The organism is Microbacterium sp. NFH-22A-Y, from assembly GCF_021401375.1.
Classification (GTDB): Bacteria; Actinomycetota; Actinomycetes; order Actinomycetales; family Microbacteriaceae; genus Microbacterium; species Microbacterium hominis.
In genome coordinates this window covers 18,555-39,933 of the sequence record NZ_JACBGF010000006.1, presented here as the reverse complement: position 1 = coordinate 39,933, position 21,379 = coordinate 18,555, and the positions used below count along the sequence as shown (strand labels likewise).

Here is a 21,379-nt window from a genome sequence, read left to right as displayed (position 1 = left end):
TTAAACACGTGAACGCGTGTATTGCCGGTATCGACGGGAATCCCGTTATTAACGCTGGAGGATGAGAGTGGCAGCGCAAGGACAAGTGATCGACCACGAAACGCTCAGCAGGGTCATCGCCGTGGAGAGCTTGAAGGGCGGGGTCGGGAAGACCACGATCGTCGCGAATGTCGGCGGCTACTTCGCCCTCAACGACAGGCGGGTTCTCCTTGTCGACCTGGATCCCCAAGGCAACCTCGAGGACGACCTCGGCTACTCCGGCGACGAGCGCAACGACGAAGGTGAATCACTCGCCAAAGCCCTCATGTTCGGCGGGACCGTCCAAGCGATCACCGGGGTACGACCGAACCTGGATGTATGGGCAGGTGGGGGAGCGCTGCACAACGTGACCGCAGCTCTGAGCTCCGAGATGGGACGCAACCCCGCGGCCGCCAAACTCGCCCTCGCGCGGATCCTTGCGCCAGTGGCCGGCAAATACGACTACATCTTCCTCGACTGTCCTCCCGGTGACGGTGTGCTGCAGCTGGCAGCGCTATCCGCCGCAAGGTGGGTGCTTGTGCCGAGCAAGACCGACATGTCCAGCATCAAGGGCGTCGCCAAGGTCGCCGAGCGCATCGACCAGGTCCTTGACGTCAACCGTGTCATCGACCTCCTAGGCGTCGTCCTCACCGACGTCGGAACCGCCACAGCACGCAAAGACGGGACCGTCATCGTCCGGAACGCCGAGAAGGACGCGCGGCACGCGCTCGACAAGATGTTCGGCGTCGGAGATGACGACGGCATCGGCCGAGACATCGTCTTCCATCGGACCGTTCGACACAGCGAAGCCGTCGCAAGCCAGGCCCGCAACGCAGGCCTGCTCGCCTACGAGCTCGACGACCGTGCCAAGGAAGAGACGAAAGCCGGCATCGCCTGGTGGAAGATCCGCAGCGGCGAACTGAAGAACAAGCAGCTCACAAGTTCGACAGCCGGATCCGTCGCCGACGACCTCCAGGCGATCGCCCAGGAGATCAACGACCGGCTCGTGGACGCCGAGTCGATCGAACTGGAAGGAGCACACGCATGAGCGACGACACCCGACGAGGGATCTCCGGGCTTGCACCTCGGAAGGTCGACCCGAAGAACATGATCGCCCGCAACCGGCCCGCACCTGCCGCCGAAGCCACTGTGCCTGCCGAAGCGGCGCCCGCAGCCTCTGAGAGCCCCGCTGCGGCTCCGGAAACGCCACGGCGCCCGAAGACCGCTCGGAAGCCCGCAACGGCACCGAAGAACGAACAGGGGCGCGTGAACACGTACATCGACCCCGACGTGCGCTCCCGTGTCGTCGCCGCCTACAAGGCGACCGCGCACCTCGAAGGAGACGAGTCCTTCAGCGCGTTCGTCGAGACCGCGCTGCTGAACGAGTCGATCCGCCGTGAGCAGCTGCACAACGACGGGGAGCCATTCGCCGCCAGCGGCCAGCTGCAGCGCGGTCGACCCGTGCGCGGCTGAATACACGCACCAGCGAGCGTGTACCGGCGGGGGATACCCTCGGCAGCATGTGCGGCAGATTCGCCCTGAGCTCGACAACGAACGAGTTGATCACCGCCTTCGTCGCTGCCGGCGGCCGCGCGGAGGACTGGCGGCCCACCTACTCGATCGCCCCGACCACCTCGGCGCCGATCGTGCGCATCGCCGCGAACGAGCAGGATGGGGAGGAGCGCGAGCTCACGCTCGCGCGATGGGACTGGCCCAAGCCGCCCAAGCGGCCAGCGGGCGGCCCGATCATCAACGCGCGGATCGAGAAGCTCACAAGCCGGTTCTGGGTAGGCGCGTTCTCCCGCAGCCGATGCCTCGTGCCGATGGCTCCCGGCTACATCGAGTGGACGGGGGCCGCCGGCGACAAGCAGCCGCATCTGATCACCGGTGACGGCTTGCTGGCGGCAGCCGGCCTCACCTGGACGACGGAGATCTCCGGCGCCCGCTCCCGCGTGTTCGTCGTCGTCACTCGGGAAGCGCGAGACGCCTCCGGCGAAGTCCACGACCGCATGCCGGCGTTCGTCACACCAGACCTGTGGGAGGCCTGGCTCGACCCCACCCCGCTCACCGTCGACGGGGACGCACATGCCTCCGCCAACAACCGAGACCAGCTGCTCGCACTCCTCGAGCACAGCTCAGAGGCCGTCGCCCGAACGATGCGAACGCACCTCGTGGACCGACGGCTGAACAACAGTCGCACCGTCGACAAGCACGACCCGAGCATCCTCGACCCGATCCCCGCGGGTGACGCGAAACCTGCTTGAAAAATGCAAGCAGCCCCCACCCCCGAATCGTGCACCTACCGTGCGCGGAACGTATACCGGGGAGAGAGGGCCTGTTGGTCTGAGCCTCCGCATCTCTCCCGCGCCAAAGCGCGGATCGACGTTGCGGCTCAGCCTAACACGGGCGGCCAAACCTGCAAGCAAAATACACGCAAATTGCAAGCACATTTCGACGCGAAATGATGCGCGAGTGTCGCTGGATGAGCGCTGCCGGGAGGGCCGCAGTCTCGTCGTGGAGGTCAGCGGCGACGCCGACTGGAGCCGTAGTAGTGGCGGATCGCGGCGGTGACGGCGTCGTCCTTGGTCAGACGAACCCCGCTCTGCGCCGCCTCTTCGCGGGCGTTGTCGATCAGCTCGAGCACATCAGGCGGCAAGCGGAACGTGGCCGCCTTCTTGTCCACCTTCTTGACGTTGTACGGGCCCCGGGGCTTCCCCTGCCTGGACGGCTTCGCTGCCGGCGGGGCGGTCTCCGTCTCCTCGACGGGGACGGCCTCCAATGACCGGGGTGCGGTCTCGGGCTTACTGAACGCGGCGCTCCAGTCCGTCTTCGCCTTTGACCTGGGCTGTGTCATCGCGAGCCTCCCGCCAGGATCTCGTCGAGCACTTCCGGGTAGACCCCGAGGTTGGTCGGCGCCGTGCCGAAGGCCTGCGAGTAGAGCAGCTGGAAGGGAACGTTGACATCGAGAACATGCAGCCCCTCGACATCGCCCTCCATTTGCTTGAGCTGCTCCCATGCCTCCCGGAAGCTGATGGTGTTGGGCTTGGTTCGGGTGAACAGGATCGACAGCTCGATCGGCTTGATGCTCGCCACCTCGGCCGCGGCCTGCAGGGTTGGCGTCAGCCGAGTCGCCTCAGACGGGGTCGCCCCGATCGGCATGAGCAGCTGGTCGGTGACCATCAGCGCCTGCCGCAGCGTCGTGGAGTCGTTGCCGGTATCGATGATCAGGTGACCGTCAGGCCACATCTCCCGGACCCGCTTGCCGAGCAGTTGGGAGGGCAGGTAGACCACGTTCACCTCGGCGGGCCAGACCTCGCCGGCGTACTCCGACCACTCGAAGCTGGTGCCGTTCGCGCGGTCCGCATCGACGAGCAGAACCCGCTGGCCCGTGCGCTGCACCAACGCCAACGCGAGCATGATCGACGTCGTCGACCGCGCGACCCCGCCCTTGAGGTTTCCCACCGTCAACCGGAGCGGGTTTTCCAGGGGCGTCTTCTTCTCAGCCATCATCTGTCACTCCTCGTCACGACCTGCGGCCGCCGCGTCGTCGTCCTTGCTCGAGGCGGGCCTTCTGAGCAGCGCGCGCCTCCTCGGCCGGGCTCAGCGCCCGGCCTCTGCGAGGCCGCCCCTGTGCCTTGAACGTCTCGTATTCGGGTGTCTTGGTATCCGAGAACACGGTCAGCGTCACCCCGGTGATCGGCTCCTTCGAGACGTCCAGGTTCAGATACCGGTTCTTCGACTCGCCCCTCATCCACTCCAGTGCGCTGCCTCCGGCTTCATTCACACGCTGCAGCATGGTGGAGGCGTTGTAGGTGTTGACCTCCATCACCCGCCCGTTCGCGAAGGTCAAAGTCGCCCGGATCTTCTTCTGGTTTTCCTTCGCCTGACCCTTCGCGGCGTTGCGGATCTGCTTGACGATCTCCGCATCCGCCAGAGATCGCCCCTTGGCGGCCTTCCCTTTCGGCAGTCGCAGCTCCACCTGACGGCCTCCCTCAGCCATGTAGGTCGTCGAGGCCTGCATCGCGCCACCCTGGCGCGCAGCGGTGTACGTGCCGCCCGGATCCTCGGGAACGATCGTCTTCGCCTTCGCACCGGCCTTCGCGCGCACCGGCACCAGACCGCCAGACTTCAGTCGCCGGCGGGGAGGGACGCTCGACGCTCGACCGGTCGTCGCGAGCTCCTCGAGCGTCGACCGGTACAGCGCGCCACTGGTCTCACCGTTGAGGATCTTCCGGACCATCCTGGGGGAGCGGTGCAGTTCCGCCGCGATCTCCGACGTTGACACCCCGCGGCCGCGAAGGAAGCGCACCAGATCCTGAGCCGAACGCTGCTCGTCAGTCATCGTCCTCACCACCCTCGGCCACAGCCTCGGCGTAGCGCGCCAGATACCACCCGTCGATGATCGCGTCTCGGTGCGCGTCCTCGAAGGCGAAGTGCGCGGCCTCGTGCGCCGACAACCCGGCAGCGTGAGCGTCCGCCCAATACCAAGACGGCAGTTGATCGTGCCTCATACCGACCATGGCGAGCGTCTCCTCGTCGACGTCGACGAGCCAGGCTTCGACCGTCGCGGAGTGCGCCGGGAGCTCCTGGAGGACCGCGCGTGTGTGGCGGTCGGTGAAGTCCTCTGCCTGCAGGGCCGCGACCATGCTGCGGAAGTGCTGGTCGTTCGAGCGAGAGCATCTGGCGCACGCCGCGGTGTTGAACTCGTCGACGACGGTCATGGTGCCACCACCGCCTCCAGCTCGAGCGCAGCCTCGATGCCGGCCTTCTCCGCACGTGCCCGGAGAGACAGGCGCTGCTGGATCCTCTCCGGGGTGAGGAACGATCCGCCGAGGTAGCCCTGGAGCCGAAGCCGCCCGGTCTTACCGTCGTCACCACCGCCGTTGGCGACGGGCAGCGACCAGGTCGGCAGGGTACTGGTGTAGATGGCGTCACCCTGGATGCCGAGCAGCGTTGTCGGGTCAACGGCGAGAGCGCCGGCCGTGTGCAAGCCGAGCGCGCTGGGCCCATCGAGCACACGAGCTCGGGCTCGACCCCACACCTGCGCGGCGAGCTCCGGGTGGTAGAACGACTCGGTTCGTGCGCTGCGTTCGCTGGGCACGTGATAGACGAACAGCTTGCCCTGGCGCTGCATCCGAGCCTGATACTGCGCCGGCACCTCGAGTGCGCTCGTGGCGACCCGGGTCTGATCCCGCCCGGATGAGGCAAAGGCCCCGACGCTGTGAAGGACGATCGCGCGGAGAGCAGCCATCACCGCGCGGCGGAGCATGGGGTGCATGTCGGGATGCTCGTTGACCCGGTCTCGGGCACGCATGATCCGCTCGAAGAAGGTGTCCAGCGGTCGCGCCTTCCGGAAGACGATCGCCTCCTGCGGATCCACGACCCACCCCGCGGTGCGGGCCACCTGGATCTCTGCCGCATCAGCCCAGGTCTCTCCGCGAGCTCCTGGCCGATTGGGGTAGTACCACCCGTCCTCCACCCGCTGGTGCCGGACCCCGAGGATCCCGACATGGTTCCATGTCGGGGGCACTTGGAAACGGACGTAGAACCGGGCACGAGCGTACGGGTCCTCTTCCATCAACTGGTACGCGGCCGCGCGGTTCAGCCGTCGCGCCGGTCCGATGCCGAGCTCGCGGCCCAACGCCGCGTACATGAAGCGCCCGTCGACGTACGCGAACTCATTGATCTTCTTCTGCTTGGCGGGGTCGACGAGCGGAACACAGTCCTCGTGAGCAGAGGCATCGGGACCGGCGACGAGATGCTCGATGTGGTGCTGGCCGCTGGTCGCGTGGATCTCCTCAGCGATGTCGGAGGAGACCGGCACGGGGTTGACGTTCTTGGGGAGCGAGAGCGCCCACAGATTGGTGCCAGTGGCAGCGGGGGAGTTGAACATCCGCGCCCGCTCGTCGGCGGCCTTGAGGATCGCGGCGGTCGTATCCCAGGCGCTGCGGGCCTGGGCGGGGGAGAGCGGGATATCCCCGAACCACTCCTCGGCCGTGCGTACCTCAATCTTGAAGCCGGTGGTCTCGTGCTCGAAGCGCCCAGTGGGAGGCCCGTTGTTAATCCAGTGCGTGCCGGACTTCCACCTCGGTGTCTGTACGTACAGCCAGTGGCGGACACCAGGCTCGGGCTCGGGTCGCTTCCCGGTCAGCATGATCCGATTGGCGCCGAAGCTGGCAGCTGTATCGAGAAGGTCGGTCAGGTTGGGGTTCTTGCGTCGGTCGCCGATAACCGGGCGCACGGAGGCGCCGTCCTGGGTCACTCCCTGGCCGGTTGTGTGGTCGACCCAGATCGTGGGAACGTCTTTCGGCACCCAGGGCTTCGGGCGGTAGTCATACTCCTCCATGCCCGTCACCTCCATGACCTTATATTAGTAAAAGAATATTGCAATTTGCAAGCAGATTTCACGATCCTGGCGAGGTGCTCGTCTCGGTGAGATCAGGATGCCTTCGCCTCGAGCATCAGAGCCCTGGCGCGGAAAGCTTTCTGGGTCTTGCGCAGGCCCGTCTCTGTCATGCCGAGCAGCTGAGCAACCTCTCGGTACGTCAAACCGGCGGCCCGTGCCTCTTCTACGAGACGACCACGCTTCTCGAGCAGCTCGTCCGTGCGGGCGATCTCTTCTCCGACCTCAGCGATCTGCCGGCGGATGATCTCAACGTTCTCGTTCGACATAGAACCATGTTACGGAACCAGGATGCGCAACTAGGTGACCGCCCGGGCGTGTCGACGAAATGAATCTGCCGAGAGGCGTCTCCGGCACGTGGTTACATTCATGAAAGGGGCGGGCGATCGCTCGGCCAAGCAACCAGACCACAGGAGAGTCGATGGGTGACGGCAAAGCGGTGCGGCGATGAGTCAGCAACGCGGTGGATCCTCCCGGCGGATCAGCAGCGACGACATCGCCAAGAAGATGGGAGTCTCTCTGAACACCGTCTACGTCTACCGGAGCAACGACCGCTCGAAGCTCCCCGGACCGGCGAGGTTCCCCGATCCCGTCGGCTACGACGGGCGCACAGTGTTATTCGATGAGGCGGAGATCGACGCCTACATCGACGCCCGTTCGCGACGGACTGGGACGGCAGGCCGGCCACCACGCACCGCACAGAACGACGGCAGCGGCGATGCCCCATTCGCCGCACGTGTGCGCCAGGCCGTGGCAGCGGGCGCAGGCGAGCCCGACGTGTCCACCCTGCGAGGGCTAGCTGCTCAGCTGTCGCTGAACACCGTCACCCTTGGCGAGCGGCTTCGAGGACGCACGGCGTGGAAGCCCGAAGAGCTCGCCGCGATCGAGCACCTGCTCTCCATCTCCACCTCAGACGCGAACGATCACGTAGAGCTGATGCGAGCGCAGCGCAGCGCCGCGCGGAGATCCAAGGAATGACGCCTTCCCCGTTGCCCGAGCCGCCCGCAGGCGTCCGGCGAGCTACGCCTCGAGATCGGTTCCGTCAGTCCAGATGGGTGCTGCGGTCTCTTCTCTGGCAGAGGGTTTTCACCGCCCACACGACCGCCGGCCAGAGAGCCTTCTCCATCCTCCTTCTTCTCCTCGGAGTCGCGTTCGTCTGGATCGGGGTGAAGTACGGTCCCCTCGTCTTCGCCGCGGCCGCCGCAAGCATCGCCGCGGTGTTGATCCTGCTGTCCCTGCTGCTTAGGGCCCGTAGTGGTCAGTCGCACCGCCTCACATACGTACTCGAGGACGGCACCTCGACAATGACGATCCACGCCACCAGCGAGTACTGGACTATCACTGATCACAACCGAGCGCCCCGAGCCAAGGGTGCGGGGGAGAGGCTTCAGAAGCTGTTGTTGACGTCGGCGGCAGCGGCCGCCGATTCCGTCGACGTCGGGATCAGGCTCACCGCATCCGCGCCCGTCTTGGCTGCTGAGTATGCCGAGCGGCTGCCAGGGCTGATGGAAGTGGGCCCCGCTTTCCCATACGGCATCGCGATGTACCGTCCCAGCCTCAGCCAGCGTAAGAAGCTGGTGGCCTCCGACCGGGTCGAGAGCTAGGGACCCGTTGCCAAGACCTGCAGACCTGAACGGATCGTCGCGGCTGCGGTGAGAAGTGAGTCCGGAGTGCGCCGCAGCTGCTCAACCTTGGACATCAGTTCTTGGACGGCCTCGTGTGGAACGAGCGATCGCTGCACAGGGTCACGCAGCGACACGGGTATCTCCGCGAGCATCCACACAGGGCCATCGAACGTGTACCCACGCTGCCCGGGGAACTTCCGCAGCACCGCGTATACCTCGTCGTGCAGCACGGAGATGCGCCACTCAGACTCTCCAATGTCCTCTGCGAGCCGGAAGCCGTCCGCGACATCCCAACCGCCGAGATCTCCGGTCACCCCGTTGGCGGCTTCACGACGGGGGTCTTCGGCGAGGAACACGAAGGGGTTGGCATAGGCCACCACACCATCGGGGGCGGCAGACGCGTATCGAGGGATCGACATGCCGACCATCATCGCACCCGGCAGCGTCGCGCTCATTTGGTATCCTCGTGCATTACTAACCTTCCAATGACCGAGCGGAGAGCAGGAATGGTTTCAGAGCTGACGATCCCGTTGGAGGACGTCGTCCGCCCAGAGTTCGTGACCTACATGCAGGCAGCGAAGATGATCGGTGTCCGGCACGACACGGTCCGCGTCTACCAGACACGCTCGCGCGCCCTCGAGGCCAAGGGAAACCCATCCGGCGTTCCTCTGTTCCCCAAGCCCATGCGCATCGAGGGGTTCCGGGGCACCGCGGTGTTCCACCGGGCCGAGATCGAGGCATACATCGCCGCGCAGCAGAACCGGGAACCCAAGACAGTGGGAAGGCCTGCGCGGAACACTGTGGGACGCCTCGACTGGGATGTCAGCAAGAAGGTGAGCGGCCTGGTGCAGACGCAGCTCACGAAGAAGTCGATGAGCGCGTTCGAGGCAGCGCGTTCGGTCGGTGTCGGCGCCGGTCCCTTCCGTGCTCGGCTGCTGGGGGAGGTGCGCTGGCGTGACGAGGAAGTCCAAGCCCTCGAGAAGCTCCTCGGAGTGAAGCTGCTGAAGAAGCCGCGGGCGGTGAAGGAGAAGACGACGTCATGACCGAACCGACCCGCTCTCAGCGATCGCTGGACCCCTGCGTGCAGCAATGACCGGGTTGCGCGTCGCCGAGGATGTGCACCTGCCCCTCGACATCATCACGAGCTCCAACGGCATCCTCGCCAAGAAGGGGGCCGGCAAGACCAGTGCAGCGGTGGTTCTCCTCGAGGAGATGCATCAGGCGGGTGTGCCGGTTATCGTGGTCGACCCGAAGGGCGACTGGTACGGCGTGCGCACGTCAGCGGACGGCCGCTCACCCGGTCTACCCATCCCGATTCTCGGCGGGCGTCATGGCGACATGCGTCGGCGACCGTCTGATCGCTCTCGCAGCGGATGAAGCGTGTGACGCCGTCCTCAAAGGTCAGCGCGACCTGATGTGCCATGACGAACCTCAGAAGTGGTACACGTCGACGACGTGGTGGATGAAGTCGTTCTTGAGGATCACTGTCTTCCGGCGGATGAGCGGACTCGGCCCGGAGTAGTCGATCGTGTAGAAGGACGTGCCGTAGTACGGGTCGACGGTCTTGTAGCGGAAGTACATCGTGTGCCAGTTGAAGCGCACGTCGACGAGGCTGCCGTTCTGCTCGATGATCTCCACGTTCGAGATGTTGTGGCTGGTGCGCGGCTCGGGGATGGATGTCGCGCTGGACCGCAGCTCTACATCTCGGCGAAGACCGTCCAGTACCACCTCACCCGCATCTACGGGAAACTCGGCATCCGCTCACGCAGCGAGCTCGCCGCACGGTATCGAGAATCGGGCACGATCGCCGGTGAAGGAGACCTCCGCGACAGCAGCGCACCCGATTCGGATCGGGAACGTATCAACGCAGACGAATCCGGTCATTCAGCGAGCTAGGCGCTCTGCGTAGCGTGTTGCGAGAGTGGTCGATGTAGACCAGATCGCGTGATCCGTCCCGCGCTCATGAGGACACCAGACCACTTCCGCAGTCTGATCGAGGATCGCCGCACCGCGGCACCGCACCTGCAGAAGAGGAAATCAATGAGGATTCGTGCTGCTGTCGCGACGGCGCCCCACACCCCGCTCGAGATACGAGAACTCGACCTGGATGAACCTCGCGAAGACGAGGTTCAAGTTCGACTCGTCGCATCCGGCGTGTGTCACACGGACGCGATCGTGCGCGACCAGTGGTACCCGACGCCGCTGCCCGCCGTCCTCGGGCACGAGGGTGCCGGCATCGTGGAGCGGGTGGGAGCGGGCGTCACCACCGTCGCACCGGGCGATCACGTCGTCCTGGCGCCGGCCGCGTGCGGTGCTTGTGCCCACTGCGTCGACGGGCACCCGGCGTACTGCGTCGACTTCTACCCGCTGAACTTCGGAGGCTCGCGTCCCGACGGCTCCAAGATGTTCACAGATCACGACGGCGAGATCTCCTCGAACTTCTTCGGTCAGTCCTCGTTCGCATCCGTGACGAACGTCATCGCCAGGAACGTCGTCAAAGTCCCCGAGAACGTCCCGCTAGAGATTCTCGGTCCTCTCGGCTGCGGCATTCAGACCGGATCCGGCGCCGTCCTCAACGTTCTTCAGCCCGGACCAGGCTCATCCATCGCCATCTTCGGTACCGGCGCTGTCGGGATGGCAGGAATGCTCGCGGCCATCGCATCAGGTGCGACCACAGTCATCGTGGTCGACATCGTCGAGTCACGCCTGGAGTTCGCCCGCGAGCTGGGTGCAACCCATGCCGTGAACTCCCGGGACACCAACCCGGTGGAGGCTATTCGTGACATCACCGGCGGCGAAGGGGTCAACTTCGCTCTCGACTCCACGGGCGTCAAAGACGTCTTCCCCCAGATGCTGGCCTCCCTGGCGACTCGCGGGCACGGTGCGCTCGTCGGCGCCGCACCGTTGGGTACGGAGGCACCGTTCAACATCGGCACTCTCCTTCTCACCGGCCTCAAACTCAGTCTCGTCGTCGAGGGAGACTCCGTCCCGCAGCTGTACATCCCGAAGCTCATCCGAATGTACGAGAAGGGCGATTTCCCGTTCGACAAGCTCATCCGTACCTACGAGTTCGACGACATCAACAAGGCATTCGAGGACTCCGAGTCCGGGGGCACCATCAAACCCGTGATCATCTACTAGAGCGCGAGTCCCACACCCGCTGGAGGACGGCAGGGAAGATTGCGGCCGTGCGCGCCGTGATGGCCGGTGGCGCGGATGCCGGTAAGCAGGATCCGCTCGGTCATGTCGCGTTCTCCCACCGCTGCCATACCGAAAGCGCATCGCGTGTCGCGATCACATCGTGGACGCGGACGGCCCAGACCCCGGCCTGCGCGGCGAGCACGCTCGTCACCGCCGTGGCGAGGTCGCGGCGTTGCTCGGACGCGTCCTCGCCGAGCGCGTCCGCCAGGAAGCGCTTGCGGCTCGTGCCGACCAGCACGCGCGGTCCGAGTGCCATGATCCGGTCGAGAGCGTGCAGCGCCTGCCAGTTCTGCGCGCCGCGCTTTCCGAAGCCGATCCCGGGGTCGACGATCACACGATCGGGCGAGATACCGACCTCGGCCGCGGCGCGCACGCGGCCGTCGAGCTCGGCGACCAGCTCGCGCGCCAGATCACCGTATGTCGCCTGCGCGTACATGTCGGAGGACGGCCCGCGCCAGTGCTGCAGGATGATGTCGGCGCCGGTTGCCGCTACGGCCGGGAGCATCTCGGGGTCGGCGAGGCCAGCCGAGACGTCATTGACGATGCGCGCGCCCGCCGCGACGGCCGCCGCAGCGGTCGCGGCGTTCACGGTATCGATGCTCACGATCGCGCCGTCGGCCGTGAGGGCGGCCACCACAGGCAGCACTCGGTCCTGCTCGAGCGCAGGAGCCACCCGCTGCGCACCGGGCCGGGTCGACTCGCCGCCCACATCGATTAGATCGGCTCCGGCTGCGCGAAGGGCGCGGCCGTGTGCGATCGCGGCGTCCGCGTTGAGGTACCGGCCGCCGTCGCTGAACGAGTCCGGGGTCACGTTGACGATGCCCATGACCAGCGTCACGACAGCCGCCTTTCGCTCGTCGAATGCATCACGATCTCGGCGGGTGCTGCGCGACGCGATCACGATGGACGGCCATGTTGCGAGCCTACGCGGTCGCGTCGCCAGCCAGACCGGTCGCGCAGCGCGGGCTCTTGAGTTCGACGACATCAGCAGGCATTCGAGGACTCGGAGTCCGGGGGCGCCATCAAATCGGTGATCATCTTCTGCCCGCGCCACCCGTGGCCTCTTGGTGCTTCGTATGGATGCTGCTCGTTGGCTACTTGCGCCGCCTGCGTGCTGCGCTCTGGTCAATCCGCGGGTCGGTGTGATCAGGCAACTCGTAGACGGCGGTCACACCGAGCGCAAGGAGTTCCTTGGTGATTCGCACGTGTAGCGCTTGCATTCGTGGTCGACGCTCGGACTTGGCTGCGGGCGCATTGGGACCTCATGGTGCGGCTGCCCCGGTGTGCGTGGGCCGGTTCCCTTCCGGAGTGGATCCGTCACGGAGATTGGTGAAGGGAGGCGACTCCGCTTCGCGACGACAAGATGGCCACATCGTTGGTGCCGCGGCTTGAGTCCTAGCCGTCTCCCTCTGGATCGTTGGGGGTGCCCAAGGCGCCCAGGAGTTCTTCGATCGCGACGCGTAGTTCGTTGTAGCCGTGCACATAGAACATCGCGTCCATGCCCGGTCTTTCCGCGTTGTCGAAGTCGGTGACGAGCTGATGCGCCTCGCGGATGGCGGTTTCGAGCCAGGTCTCGACGCCCGGCAGCCCTTGGATCCAGGCGTCGATGATGGTGAACGGGATCGGGGCATAGCCGTGCGCGTCGATGCCGACGTGGAACTGATGCCCGTCCGGTCCGTGATTGCGGGCGTGGGTGTGCCCGTGCAGCAGCGGGATCCCATCGTCCCAACGCGGCCGATGTGTTGTGTGCCGGTCTATGTCTTGCGTGTCGCCACGGTAGGGGTAGTGGGATGCGAGCAGTCGGTATCCGTGCCGTGTGCCCTCGATGACGTCCGGGAGGATGGTCCACCCGGCCTGTTCGTACTGTGGCCGGAATCGTTCGATCGCCCGCTTGCTCTGCGTCGCAGACGAGACCCGGTCGTGGTTACCGGGCACGAGGAACCGGCGCCCATTCAGCTGTGAGGTCAGTGCGAGGGACTCCTCGATCGGGCCGAGCGCGACGTCGCCGAGGTGAAGGACGATGTCCTCCGCGGCCACCGTGTGGTTCCATCGGCGGATCAGTTCTTCGTTCATCTCCTCGACGGTGGTGAACGGGCGGCCGGCGAGCTCGCTGATGCGGGCATGACCGAAATGGGTGTCTGCGGTCACGAAGTCGACCTGGTCGAAGTCGAACCACGGATACTCGCTCACGGTCGCCTCCGCCGATCATGGTGGGATTGGGAATGTCTAGCGGAATCTATCGCGGTCTAGTGTCTGATAGCTCCGTGAACCCGCGGTGATCGAGCGTCTCCTACGTGGAACGTGACGCTGACACCTGCCCAACCTGCGACCGTCGGCGCCGTACGCGATAGTCCGTCCTTATCGCGCGCGAGCATTGACGTATTGGCCGCACCACGGCAGTGTCGACCACACTTGGGCCTCATGACAGGCAACGACGAGGGCACAGCGCCACCGCGCCCAATCGCTAGGGCGGAACGGGCCAAGGGATGAGAATTCTTGGCTCGGTGGCTGTCATTGCCGGCGATGGTGTGGGGCAGGAGGTCATGCCACCGGCGATCACATGCGTAGACGCCGCACTGGCCAGGCACGGACACACGATCGAGTGGACCCACCTCGACTGGGGGTCAGATCTGTACCTCCGCACAGGCAGCATGATGCCCCGCGATGGGCTGGATCTGCTCAGCAGCCATCAGGCAATCTTCCTGGGGGCAGTAGGGATGCCCGGTGTTCCGGATACGGAGACGTTGTGGGGCCTGCTGATCCCGATCCGTCGGGCGTTCGAGCAGTACGTGAATCTGAGACCGGTGAGGTCTCTGCCTGGTATCACGAGTCCCGTAGCCGGTGGCGATGCACTTGACCTGGTCATTGTCAGAGAGAACAACGAGGGCGAATACTCGGAGATCGGCGGGCGTGCGTATCGTGACCGCGCACAAGAGATGGCCATACAGGTTGACGTCTTCACCCGCGCCGGCATCACCAAAGTCGCCGAGTTCGCGGCAGGCTATGCGGCGCACCGCCGCGGACTGGTCACATCTGCCACGAAATCCAACGGGATCATCCACTCGATGCCCTTCTGGGACGAAGTGACCGCGCAGGTCTGCGCGGCAAACGGTGTCGAACTGGAGAGTGTGTTGATCGACGCGCTTGTCGCCAAGCTCGTGCTTCAGCCATCACACTTCGACGTCATCGTCGCATCGAACCTGTTCGGTGACATCCTGTCCGATCTCGCCGGCGCGATAGCGGGGTCCATTGGTGTCGCGCCGAGCGCGAACCTGAATCCCGAACGGACGTATCCGTCGCTGTTCGAACCCGTCCACGGTTCGGCGCCGGACATCGCTGGCCAAGGGATAGCGAACCCGATCGGACAGGTATGGAGCGGCGCCATGATGCTCGACCACCTCGGGCAACACGAAGCCGCCGCTGATCTTGTGGCAGCGTTCGAAGCCGTCCTCGCCCGCGGAATCGTCACCCGGGATCTCGGGGGCACTGCATCCACAGACGAGGTCGGGGACGCGATCGTCGCGGAGCTGACCGCCTAGTCCAGCGGGACGCCGAGACCCATTCATCGTGTAGTAGTCGTGCCGCGAGAACAATGTCGACGAGTCCGCCCCGTGTGGTCGCCTTCGCAAGTCCGGTTCGCCTGGACGGTGCCGCCGCGCGTCCTGGTCACAGGGGTATCGCTGCGATGCTCAACCTGCTGGGTGAGGGGTGCGGAGGTTTGACTCGGACAGCGCGAGAAGCGATGCGCGCCTGTTCACACTCGATTGTTTCTGCCTATCGGCTTCGCCGTCGACGGGGCGGGGCACTGCCATAGAGTTCCCGTCGTGAAAGCAATTGTGATCAGAGAGTACGGTGACCCGTCCGTGCTCGAGTCGTCCGATGTTGAGCTGCCTGCGATGGATGCTGGTGACGTCGTCATCGACGTCACCGCAGCTGGTGTGAACCGTGCTGATATCAGCCAACGGCTTGGCAACTACCCACCTCCCCCTGGAGCGCCGGCTTGGCCCGGTCTGGAGGTCTCGGGGGTCATCAGTGACATTGGCAGCGCCGTCACCACGGTTGCCGTGGGCGACCGAGTCTGTGCCCTGCTGGCCGGTGGCGGCTACGCAGAGCGTGTCGTGGTCGATGCCCGACACGTGTTACCTGTTCCCTCTTCGGTGGATCTGGTGGATGCTGCAGGGCTCATCGAGGTAGTGGCGACGGTGTGGGCGAACGTCTTTCTGCTCGCGGCCTTGAAGCGCGGTGAGCGACTGCTCGTGCACGGTGGGTCGAGCGGGGTCGGCACCATGGCGATTCAGCTGGGCCGTGCTTTCGGCGCTCGTGTGGCGACGACCGCTGGGACCGCGGAGAAGCTCGCGTTCTGCGAGGAGCTCGGCGCCGAGCTCCTCATCAACTATCGCGAGGACGACTTCGTGCGGATGCTCGAGCCGTGGGGTGGGGTCGATGTGATTCTTGATCCTGTGGGTGGCGGCTACCTCGCGCGAAACATCGAGTCGCTCGCGCCCGGCGGACGGATCGCCAACATCGCGAATCTGAGCGCCGAAACGGGCACGCTCGACTTTCGTCAGTTCGCACGAAAGCGAGCCACGATTTTCGCCACCACGCTCCGCTCCAGAAGTGCCGACGAGAAGGCAGAAGTCATCGCCAGCGTGGCCAAACAAGTGTGGCCGTTGGTAGCGGATGGCACCGTGAAGCCCGTCATCGGTGCCCGCTTCCCCTTCTCAGGTGCGGCAGATGCGCATCGGTTGATGGAGTCCTCGTCTCACGTCGGCAAGATTCTCCTCGAGCCGTAGCTGCATTGCGACGTTGATAATCCGGACGCACCGCGCGAGATGAGAGGGCTATTGGACAGCTGACGACCGTCCCGGGTTCTCTGGGGATAACGACATTGCGCCTCGCGACAGCGAACGGCGCGCCACCCCCAACAGACGGGCAGTCAGCACATGCAGGACGTCATACACACACCAGCCGACCTCGTCGAGCGAGTGATGACCGCGGCGATCAAGTCTGAGACGGGCCCCGGCATCAGCGTCAAGACCATCCCCGTGCCGGTGCCCAACCCCGGTCAGGCGCTGATCCGCGTTGCGACGAATGGGATATGCGGTTCCGACATTCATGTGTACGAGTGGATCGAGGAGTATCACCAGTTCGGTCACCTCATTCCGTTCGTTATCGGGCATGAGGTCGTCGGTCACATCGAGATTGCCGACGGCAACTTGCCGGATGATCTGACCGTGGGTGACCGCGTCGCGGTGGCACCCGCGACATCATGCGGCACCTGTGAATTCTGCAGGAATGGTCAAACGCAGAGATGCGAACGACGTGATCGACTCGGATGGGAGCTTCCAGGCGGCTTCTCCGACTATGTCGTCGCTCCGGTCGCCAATCTCTACCGCCTCTCGGACAATGTCGATGAGCGCTCAGCATCCCTTACCGAGCCGCTGGCAGTCGCCGTTCACGCGCTCCGCACGATCGGCGTGACGCCCGGGGGGCGTGCGCTCGTATTGGGCGCCGGGGCGATCGGGCTGCTTGCGGTGCAGGTATTGCGGGCATGGGGAGTTGATGACGTCGTTCTCGCCGGAACAGAAGCCGACCGCATCGGCGGGGGCCTGGGCATCGCGGAAAGGCTGGGGGCATCCTCCGTCCTCTCCAGCGAGCTCCCCGAGAGCTCGCTGAACTCCTTCGATCTCGTCTACGTCGCCGCCGGGGCCAGGCCAGCGTTGGAGGTGGCAGTGGCTGCCGTTCGTCGTGGCGGTTCGATTGTGGTCAGTGGTCTTGGAATCGGCGGCGTCGGACTTGACTTCGATCGCCTCGTGCGTCGCGAGATCCGCCTGTCGGGCGCCTATGGCAGCTCCTCGACGGACTGGGTCGAAGCTGTGCGGCTTCTCGACTCTGGCGCGGTGAAGGACAGCGGGATCGTGTCGCACACGTTCGGTGTCGGCGAGGCCGAAAGGGCTTTTCAGGCACTTGTTGGCAGGGAAGCCCGCAAGGTAACGATCGTGCCCGGGTCGGGCACTACAGAAGTGAAAGGAAACTGATCGATGACAACAGTTGCGCAGGCACTGGCGGAGGCGTTCCTCCGAAACGGGGTCAAGGAAGCGTTCGGGCAGAGCCTCCCTTCCGCCTTCTTCCTCGCCGCCCAGGAGGCCGGGATTCGGCAGATCAGCTACCGCACGGAGAATGCGGGTGGCGCCATGGCAGACGGGTATGCACGGATCTCACACCAGGTCACCCTCGTGGGTGCGCAGAATGGTCCCGCCGCCACCCTGCTCGTTCCGCCCCTGAGTGAAGCGATGAAGGTCTCGATTCCCATCATCGCGGTCGTCCAAGAGGTCCCTGCCTTTGCCAAGGACAAGAATGCGTTCCAGGAACTCGACCATGTCGCGCTCTTCCAGAGCTGCTCGAAGTGGACGCGAACACTGGTCGATCCTGCTCGTGTAGATGAGTACGTCGATGCAGCAGTGCGCGCAGCTACGACGGGACGCCCTGGCCCAGTTGTCCTCCTTGTTCCGAAAGACGTGCTCGGCGCTGATGTGCCGGGTACCGTTCGTCATCGCGTGGCGCGTCTGGGCACATTCCCCGCGGACCGCCCTCGTCCCTCCGCGGAGGCGATTGCCGAGGCGGCCCATCTGATCGCTGGGGCGGAGCAGCCGCTCCTCGTGGCGGGGGGCGGTGTCCACGTGTCAGACGCTGCCGACGTGCTCGCCCGGCTGCAGGCAGCAGCATCGATCGCTGTCGCTACGACCAACATGGGGAAGGGCAGTGTGGATGAACACAATCCGCTCTCGGTCGGCGTCATCGGCAATGCGATGGGGACGAATGGCGCCACCAAGTTCCAGCGGGATTTCGTTCGAGATTCCGACGTCATCGTCTTCGTGGGAACGAGGACCAACGAGAACGGGACCGATTCGTGGTCGCTGTTCCCTGACGACGCCTCCTACATCCATATCGACATCGATCCCGTCGAGATCAGCCGCAACTACGAATCGATGCGTTTGGTCGGAGATGCCCGAGAGGCCCTTCAAGACCTCCTCGACGCTCTTGAGCTCAGCGACCTCGCCAAGCGGAAGAATGCAGAGGCCGCGGTCGTGTCGGCGATCGCGCAGGGCAAGGCGGCCCACTTCGCCGAGGTGGACGATCTGACCCACTCTGAAGCCGTGCCGATCCGACCTGAACGTGTGCTCAGCGAGTTGGAACGCCTGCTCCGTCCCGACGACATCATCGTCGCCGACGCGAGCTATTCGACGATCTGGTTGCAGAACTACCTCACCTCCCGTCGTCCCGGTCAACGCTTCATCACGCCGCGCGGCCTTGCCGGTCTGGGATGGGGGTTCCCAATGGCGCTGGGTGCGAAGGCGGCTTCGCCCACATCACGAGTGGTCTGCATCAGTGGTGATGGTGGGTTCGGGCACGTCTGGGGCGAACTGGAGACCTCTATCAGAGAACGCCTGCCCATCACGCTGATCGTGCTGAACAACTCCATTTTGGGATTCCAGAAGCATTCGGAGCTCTTCCAGTTCGGTCGTCACACGTCAGCGATCGACTTCGCCCCGGTCGACCACTCGGCGATCGCCACCGCAGTGGGGGCCCGCTCCTATCGCATCGAAGATCCAGCGGATATCGCGGAGGCGCTGGAAGACTCCCTCGACAGCGAGGTTCTAACGCTGATCGAGATCGTCACTGACCCGAACGCCCATCCGCCGATCCGCGCCTGGGAGCAGCCCAAGACCGCGTCGATGGCCGGCGCTGAGTAGGTCTCGCGCTGCACGCTCTGCGGTACGTCGCGGCGGTTCGCGGCGTACCGCAGACTCAGTTGGGAAAGCTCACGACCGGGGAGTCTTGGACGAGATTCGAGCGTTCCTTGGCGAAATGCATCAGGCGAATCGCACTTGGGTTCGTCGTCCCATCTGCGCAGCCGAGCCCCCAGGTGAGGACTGGTTGCTCGGGGCGATCGAAGTCGACGATGACGACATCATCGGGCTTGAGGCGGAGCGCGCGGCTCCGTTCGATGACGGTGAATCCACGGCCCGCGGCGACTTGCGCCAGAATGTGCTCGGCGTCAGGAAACTCGACGACCTCTCCTGGTCCGCCGCGTGACCCGTATAGAACCTGGATGAGGTGGTCGTAGTAGCCGGGCGCGAGATCACGCGGCCAGAGCACGAGAGGCAACTCAGCGAGCATCCGCTTCTCCTGGAAGCCTTCGCTGTGATGCGCAGCGGGGATGGCCAGCGCGAGGGGAAGCCTGCCCATCCGTAGCGTGTGGAGGCCGGCGTCGTCGTCCAACGGAAACTGCAGGAAGCCGATGTCGATCTGCTCTTCACGAAGCAGATCCATGTTTCGTTGTGTCCATCCGGTCTGGAATCGCAGCTCGATGTCGGGATACCGCTCACTGAATGGGGCGAAGACTGCTTGGCTCACCAGACTTGGGATCGAGCGGGTGAAGCTCACGTTCAGCTGCCCGGATCGCCCCTTGCCGACCGACCGGGTCCGCTCGATCAGGAGGTCGAATCGGTTGATCAATCCGGCAGCCTCGGCCGCCAGCGCGACGCCCGCGGGCGTCAGAGCGACGCCGCCCTCCCGCGTGAACAGATCGACTCCCATCTCGCGCTCAAGAGCCCGAATCTGCTGGCTCAACCCGGGCTGGGCGATGTGCAGCCGTTCGGCCGCCCGACGGAAGTGCAACTCCTCTGCGAGCATCGCGAAGTAGCGCAATTGTCGCAGCTCCATGCTCACCCACCTTCAAGACGTTCATGCTAGCGCTCTCGATCCCGCTCGCCTGAAGGCATCCGATAATCGCGACTTATCGGATGCGGGCCAACACCTATTGGACGCGTCCCTACGGCGCCGATTGACTGAGACCGTTCCGCCGGGTCCTGTCTGCAGGAGACCCAACCTGTCACACGACAGCCCGGCCGGCCCTATGGCTGCCAATGTCGTCGCCCGAAGGAAGGTACCGATCGATGGTCGATGTGCTCGTACTCGGCGCGGTTTCGGGAGCAGTTCGCTTGCTCGGCACCACCCGGTCGACACGCCTCTTTGGCGGGATGCGGCTGACCAACTTCGCACACGTCGAGTTCGTGACATCCGGAGTTTTCAGCACGACCGTTCCCATGCTCTCGTGGCGTCGGTTGTTGACTCGTTCGTGGATGCGGTCGCGGAGATCGGCGACCTCGTGGGGGAGCCGGCCTTGCTCGGCACCGAACCAGACGGATTCGAACAGGACAGAGGTGCACGCATGAGTGCCAATCAGAAGAGCCCCTTGATCTCGGTGGTGACGGGTGCAGCAGGCGGGCTCGGCACTGCCATCGTGCGCGAGCTGCTCGCTCGCGGCGATCGGATCGTCGCGACCGATGCCAGGCCGGCGGCGCTCGCCTCGCTGGTCGAAGGGCTGCGCGATAGCTTCGACCACATCGACAGCAGAGTGCTGACGCTCGAGGCCGATGCCGCCTCTCCGAGCGATTGGGGGCGAGTGCGCGACGCGGCGGTAGCTGCGTTCGGAAGTCCGACCGTGCTCGTGAACAACGCGGGCATCTCACCGAAGCACAACGGCCGCAAGCTCGACGGCCTCGACATTCCGCTCGACGAGTGGAACGAAGTGCTCGCGGTGAACCTGACCGGGCCGTTTCTCGGCGTGCAGGCGATGGCACCGGGCATGGCCGAGGCAGGCATCGGCCGCATCGTCAATATGGCATCGCTCGCGGCCCGGCATGGGGGCCTCGTCGCCGGCTTGCACTACACCGCAACGAAGACAGGCTTGCTGGGGGTGACGCGATCCTTCGCTCGAGAGCTCGCCCCGAGCGGTATCACGGTAAACGCCGTCGCCCCCGGCCGCATCAACAGCGGAATGGTCAGCATGGTGAGCGAGGAGATCAACGCCGAGTATGCGGCGCAGATTCCGGTCGGCCGTCTCGGCACGGCGGAGGACATCGCCCGCACGGTCGCGTTCCTCAGCGATCGAGATGCCGGCTTCATCACCGGTGCCGTAATCGATGTCAATGGCGGGTCTCACATGCAGTGACTCGTCGCACGAGAACCCGCACATCCATCGAGCGCGGCTGGTCAACGATGACGAAGGTGGTTCGGTGTGTCTGGATCCCACCTTCACATCCGTCGCGGCGGTCAGGCCAGCTGC

General features: G+C 65.0%; 25 protein-coding genes. 14 read left to right on the top strand and 11 right to left on the bottom strand.

The window, feature by feature from the left end:
* Nucleotides 1-85 precede the first annotated feature (85 nt).
* The 3 genes from L0965_RS16125 to L0965_RS16115 are packed head-to-tail and all read left to right on the top strand — an operon-like array spanning nucleotide 86 to nucleotide 2,282.
* Nucleotides 86-1,066 carry a ParA family protein gene (locus tag L0965_RS16125; protein WP_234058040.1) on the top strand — a complete coding sequence of 327 codons (981 nt, stop codon included), beginning with the start codon at nucleotides 86-88 and terminating at the stop codon, nucleotides 1,064-1,066.
* Nucleotides 1,063-1,491, top strand: coding sequence for a hypothetical protein (locus L0965_RS16120; RefSeq protein ID WP_234058039.1), 429 nt, complete (start codon nucleotides 1,063-1,065; stop codon nucleotides 1,489-1,491). The genes L0965_RS16125 and L0965_RS16120 overlap by 4 nt, the downstream gene beginning before the upstream one ends.
* Before the next feature lie 47 nt (nucleotides 1,492-1,538).
* Nucleotides 1,539-2,282 carry an SOS response-associated peptidase gene (locus tag L0965_RS16115; RefSeq protein ID WP_234058038.1) on the top strand — a complete coding sequence of 248 codons (744 nt, stop codon included), beginning with the start codon at nucleotides 1,539-1,541 and terminating at the stop codon, nucleotides 2,280-2,282.
* A 257-nt stretch (nucleotides 2,283-2,539) separates the two neighbouring features.
* Here L0965_RS16115 and L0965_RS16110 read toward each other — a convergent pair whose 3' ends face one another.
* The 6 genes from L0965_RS16110 to L0965_RS16085 all read right to left on the bottom strand — a co-directional run bounded on the left by L0965_RS16110 (nucleotide 2,540) and on the right by L0965_RS16085 (nucleotide 6,690).
* Nucleotides 2,540-2,872, bottom strand: a complete 333-nt coding sequence (locus L0965_RS16110; protein WP_234058037.1) for a hypothetical protein — start codon at nucleotides 2,870-2,872, stop codon at nucleotides 2,540-2,542.
* On the bottom strand, nucleotides 2,869-3,528 hold the full coding sequence (locus L0965_RS16105; protein ID WP_234058036.1) for a ParA family protein: 660 nt from the start codon (nucleotides 3,526-3,528) through the stop codon (nucleotides 2,869-2,871). The genes L0965_RS16110 and L0965_RS16105 overlap by 4 nt, the downstream gene beginning before the upstream one ends.
* A gap of 13 nt (nucleotides 3,529-3,541) precedes the next feature.
* Nucleotides 3,542-4,360, bottom strand: a complete 819-nt coding sequence (locus tag L0965_RS16100; RefSeq protein WP_234058035.1) for a hypothetical protein — start codon at nucleotides 4,358-4,360, stop codon at nucleotides 3,542-3,544.
* Complete coding sequence (locus tag L0965_RS16095) at nucleotides 4,353-4,739, bottom strand: hypothetical protein (RefSeq protein WP_234058034.1); 387 nt, start codon at nucleotides 4,737-4,739, stop codon at nucleotides 4,353-4,355. Before L0965_RS16095 ends, L0965_RS16100 begins: the two co-directional genes overlap by 8 nt.
* The gene (locus L0965_RS16090) at nucleotides 4,736-6,379 is read right to left on the bottom strand and encodes a hypothetical protein (protein ID WP_234058033.1); all 1,644 of its coding nucleotides are present in this window, start codon (nucleotides 6,377-6,379) and stop codon (nucleotides 4,736-4,738) included. Before L0965_RS16090 ends, L0965_RS16095 begins: the two co-directional genes overlap by 4 nt.
* A gap of 77 nt (nucleotides 6,380-6,456) precedes the next feature.
* Entirely contained in the window at nucleotides 6,457-6,690 is a 234-nt protein-coding gene (locus L0965_RS16085) for a hypothetical protein (protein WP_234058032.1), read from the bottom strand.
* A gap of 178 nt (nucleotides 6,691-6,868) precedes the next feature.
* On the opposite strand from L0965_RS16085, the gene L0965_RS16080 reads away from it, so the two are divergent.
* Both L0965_RS16080 and L0965_RS16075 read left to right on the top strand, forming a co-directional pair.
* Nucleotides 6,869-7,399: an AlpA family transcriptional regulator gene (locus L0965_RS16080; protein ID WP_234058031.1), complete on the top strand. Its 531-nt coding sequence runs from the start codon at nucleotides 6,869-6,871 to the stop codon at nucleotides 7,397-7,399.
* A gap of 77 nt (nucleotides 7,400-7,476) precedes the next feature.
* Complete coding sequence (locus L0965_RS16075; protein WP_234058030.1) at nucleotides 7,477-8,025, top strand: hypothetical protein; 549 nt, start codon at nucleotides 7,477-7,479, stop codon at nucleotides 8,023-8,025.
* On the opposite strand, the gene L0965_RS16070 is transcribed toward L0965_RS16075, so the two are convergent.
* Nucleotides 8,022-8,501 carry a hypothetical protein gene (locus L0965_RS16070; protein WP_234058029.1) on the bottom strand — a complete coding sequence of 160 codons (480 nt, stop codon included), beginning with the start codon at nucleotides 8,499-8,501 and terminating at the stop codon, nucleotides 8,022-8,024. The two genes, L0965_RS16075 and L0965_RS16070, sit on opposite strands and share 4 nt — an antisense overlap.
* Before the next feature lie 75 nt (nucleotides 8,502-8,576).
* Between L0965_RS16070 and L0965_RS16065 the strand changes: the two genes are divergently transcribed.
* Nucleotides 8,577-9,089 carry a hypothetical protein gene (locus tag L0965_RS16065; protein ID WP_234058028.1) on the top strand — a complete coding sequence of 171 codons (513 nt, stop codon included), beginning with the start codon at nucleotides 8,577-8,579 and terminating at the stop codon, nucleotides 9,087-9,089.
* A gap of 46 nt (nucleotides 9,090-9,135) precedes the next feature.
* Nucleotides 9,136-9,423, top strand: a complete 288-nt coding sequence (locus L0965_RS16060) for a helicase HerA-like domain-containing protein (RefSeq protein ID WP_234058027.1) — start codon at nucleotides 9,136-9,138, stop codon at nucleotides 9,421-9,423.
* 54 nt (nucleotides 9,424-9,477) lie between these two features.
* Here the strand turns inward: L0965_RS16060 and L0965_RS16055 are convergent, their stop codons facing one another.
* Complete coding sequence (locus L0965_RS16055; protein WP_234058026.1) at nucleotides 9,478-9,684, bottom strand: aromatic-ring-hydroxylating dioxygenase subunit beta; 207 nt, start codon at nucleotides 9,682-9,684, stop codon at nucleotides 9,478-9,480.
* Between L0965_RS16055 and L0965_RS16050 the strand changes: the two genes are divergently transcribed.
* Nucleotides 9,631-9,942 carry a helix-turn-helix transcriptional regulator gene (locus L0965_RS16050; RefSeq protein WP_374198344.1) on the top strand — a complete coding sequence of 104 codons (312 nt, stop codon included), beginning with the start codon at nucleotides 9,631-9,633 and terminating at the stop codon, nucleotides 9,940-9,942. The genes L0965_RS16055 and L0965_RS16050 overlap by 54 nt on opposite strands.
* 48 nt (nucleotides 9,943-9,990) lie before the next feature.
* Nucleotides 9,991-11,187, top strand: coding sequence for an NAD(P)-dependent alcohol dehydrogenase (locus L0965_RS16045; protein ID WP_234058024.1), 1,197 nt, complete (start codon nucleotides 9,991-9,993; stop codon nucleotides 11,185-11,187).
* A 100-nt stretch (nucleotides 11,188-11,287) separates the two neighbouring features.
* Here the strand turns inward: L0965_RS16045 and folP are convergent, their stop codons facing one another.
* Together folP and L0965_RS16035 are read right to left on the bottom strand one after the other, a co-directional pair.
* Nucleotides 11,288-12,085, bottom strand: a complete 798-nt coding sequence (gene folP, locus L0965_RS16040; RefSeq protein WP_071044888.1) for a dihydropteroate synthase — start codon at nucleotides 12,083-12,085, stop codon at nucleotides 11,288-11,290.
* Between the two features lie 557 nt (nucleotides 12,086-12,642).
* Nucleotides 12,643-13,437: a metallophosphoesterase family protein gene (locus tag L0965_RS16035; protein ID WP_234058023.1), complete on the bottom strand. Its 795-nt coding sequence runs from the start codon at nucleotides 13,435-13,437 to the stop codon at nucleotides 12,643-12,645.
* Nucleotides 13,438-13,751: 314 nt separating this feature from the next.
* On the opposite strand from L0965_RS16035, the gene L0965_RS16030 reads away from it, so the two are divergent.
* From L0965_RS16030 to L0965_RS16015, 4 genes are all read left to right on the top strand, one after another.
* Complete coding sequence (locus L0965_RS16030; protein WP_308192945.1) at nucleotides 13,752-14,786, top strand: tartrate dehydrogenase; 1,035 nt, start codon at nucleotides 13,752-13,754, stop codon at nucleotides 14,784-14,786.
* Between the two features lie 285 nt (nucleotides 14,787-15,071).
* Nucleotides 15,072-16,040, top strand: a complete 969-nt coding sequence (locus L0965_RS16025) for an NAD(P)H-quinone oxidoreductase (protein WP_234058021.1) — start codon at nucleotides 15,072-15,074, stop codon at nucleotides 16,038-16,040.
* Nucleotides 16,041-16,190: 150 nt separating this feature from the next.
* Nucleotides 16,191-17,285, top strand: coding sequence for a zinc-binding dehydrogenase (locus L0965_RS16020; RefSeq protein ID WP_234058020.1), 1,095 nt, complete (start codon nucleotides 16,191-16,193; stop codon nucleotides 17,283-17,285).
* 3 nt (nucleotides 17,286-17,288) lie between these two features.
* Nucleotides 17,289-19,001, top strand: a complete 1,713-nt coding sequence (locus tag L0965_RS16015) for an acetolactate synthase catalytic subunit (RefSeq protein ID WP_234058019.1) — start codon at nucleotides 17,289-17,291, stop codon at nucleotides 18,999-19,001.
* A 55-nt stretch (nucleotides 19,002-19,056) separates the two neighbouring features.
* On the opposite strand, the gene L0965_RS16010 is transcribed toward L0965_RS16015, so the two are convergent.
* Complete coding sequence (locus L0965_RS16010; RefSeq protein ID WP_234058018.1) at nucleotides 19,057-19,974, bottom strand: LysR family transcriptional regulator; 918 nt, start codon at nucleotides 19,972-19,974, stop codon at nucleotides 19,057-19,059.
* 391 nt (nucleotides 19,975-20,365) lie between these two features.
* Between L0965_RS16010 and L0965_RS16005 the strand changes: the two genes are divergently transcribed.
* Nucleotides 20,366-21,265 (top strand): SDR family NAD(P)-dependent oxidoreductase, encoded by a 900-nt coding sequence (locus L0965_RS16005; protein WP_234058017.1) that lies wholly within the window; start codon nucleotides 20,366-20,368, stop codon nucleotides 21,263-21,265.
* Nucleotides 21,266-21,379: the final 114 nt, after the last annotated feature.